Here is a 1502-nt window from a genome sequence, read left to right as displayed (position 1 = left end):
TTGCTAGATGATTGAACAAGGCAGATTAATACTAACCATGATGCCGAGCTTGTATTGCAAACTCGATTGCCCACATTGCTATTTAAGCAAAGAACAGCGGCGCTCTAAAGAGTGTTTGAGCTTGGAGCAAATAAAAACCACCGTTGAAAAAATAAAAGATTATTATAAGGACAAAAATATTCAAAATGCAGCAATAGATATTTATTGGTACGGTGGCGAACCAACTACCATGGGTGTAGAGATGTTTAGTGATATGTGTGATATTATCAATACTACATTTAAAAAACACAAGATCAAGCATATATTGCTAAGCGCATTGGTAGGCGTTAACCTTGACGAATGGGCACCCATTTTAAAAAAATATTGTAACAGTAAAATACAAACCTCATATGACGCTATGATGAGAGGTAAGCGTTATGACATGAGCTGGCAAAAACAAGTTGTCAATGCACTTGATAGAGGCTTGTCGGTTAACACTTTAAGCGTGTTCAATAAATCGATACAGTTTGATGGCTATCAAAAGACTTTTGTTAAGCTTATGGGATTGGGCATTCGGGAATGCGGTTGGTTGCCATTTCAAAAAAATATTAGAAACGATGATACCGGCATGTATGACGAATACTCAACAAGCATGAATGAGTTTTCAGATTTTATGATTGGTTTTAGCAATCTTAACAACGACACCCACACTCACACTCACACCCACACCCACACAAATGACGGCTGTGTGTTTCTAATAGGCAATGAAATATTCATTAACTCAATGAATATTAACGGCACTAGTATGTCAAATACAGGCGCACAAACGGTTTTTTTAATGCCTAATGGCGATATGGTTATGCCCAATTATGACGAATTTAACAACATTGAATTTATGCAAAAGTTTGGAAATATATTAAAACAATCATTTGAAAAAATATTGACAAGTAAATCTCGTAGGCGTTGGATACGAAGACAAATTAATCGTAACAATAACAAAGAGTGCATGGAGTGTGATAGTTGGAATTGCTGCCTAATGGAGTTTTGGAAAAACAATAACAAAGATGATGATTGTTATGGTGCAAAGAAATATGTAGAGTGGGTTAAAAAACATTCTACTCAAGAGCCAACATTCATTGAAAATATCTCTTAAGATGATAAACAATATATATCTAACAAAAACAAGGTGCTTTGGTTACACAGACCAGCAATTAGCACTAGATGATAATACATTTTTAAGTTATGATTTGGTTGAAGGCTGGGTGAAAAAATATAACTTGAAGGAAGATCAAACAAAAGACTTTACCGAAGCGTTAAAAGGTGTTCGTTATCGAGTGCATTTATTTTGTTCTAAACGAGGGTGGAATGCGGCACTACGCCTTTTGCCATCAAAAATCCTGAGTTTTGATACATTAGGCGTTGGCTCAAACGATGTTTTAAGTGTCTGTAAGGGCACTGGGTTGACGCTTTTTTGTGGACCAACAGGTTCAGGAAAATCAACAACCATGAATACAGTTATTGAT

Annotated in this window: 1 protein-coding gene and 1 pseudogene; both read left to right on the top strand. The window is 35.8% G+C overall.

Going from position 1 to position 1502, the window contains the following annotated elements:
• The first annotated feature begins 7 nt into the window (after positions 1–7).
• Entirely contained in the window at positions 8–1132 is a 1125-nt protein-coding gene (locus BAZSYMA_RS00435) for an SPASM domain-containing protein (RefSeq protein WP_090714415.1), read from the top strand.
• Position 1133: 1 nt separating this feature from the next.
• Positions 1134–1502: pseudogene (locus BAZSYMA_RS00430) on the top strand (hypothetical protein); the annotation flags it as partial.

The organism is Bathymodiolus azoricus thioautotrophic gill symbiont (assembly GCF_001298715.1).
Taxonomy (GTDB): Bacteria; Pseudomonadota; Gammaproteobacteria; order PS1; family Pseudothioglobaceae; genus Thiodubiliella.
This window is presented reverse-complemented; position numbering and strand designations above follow the sequence as displayed.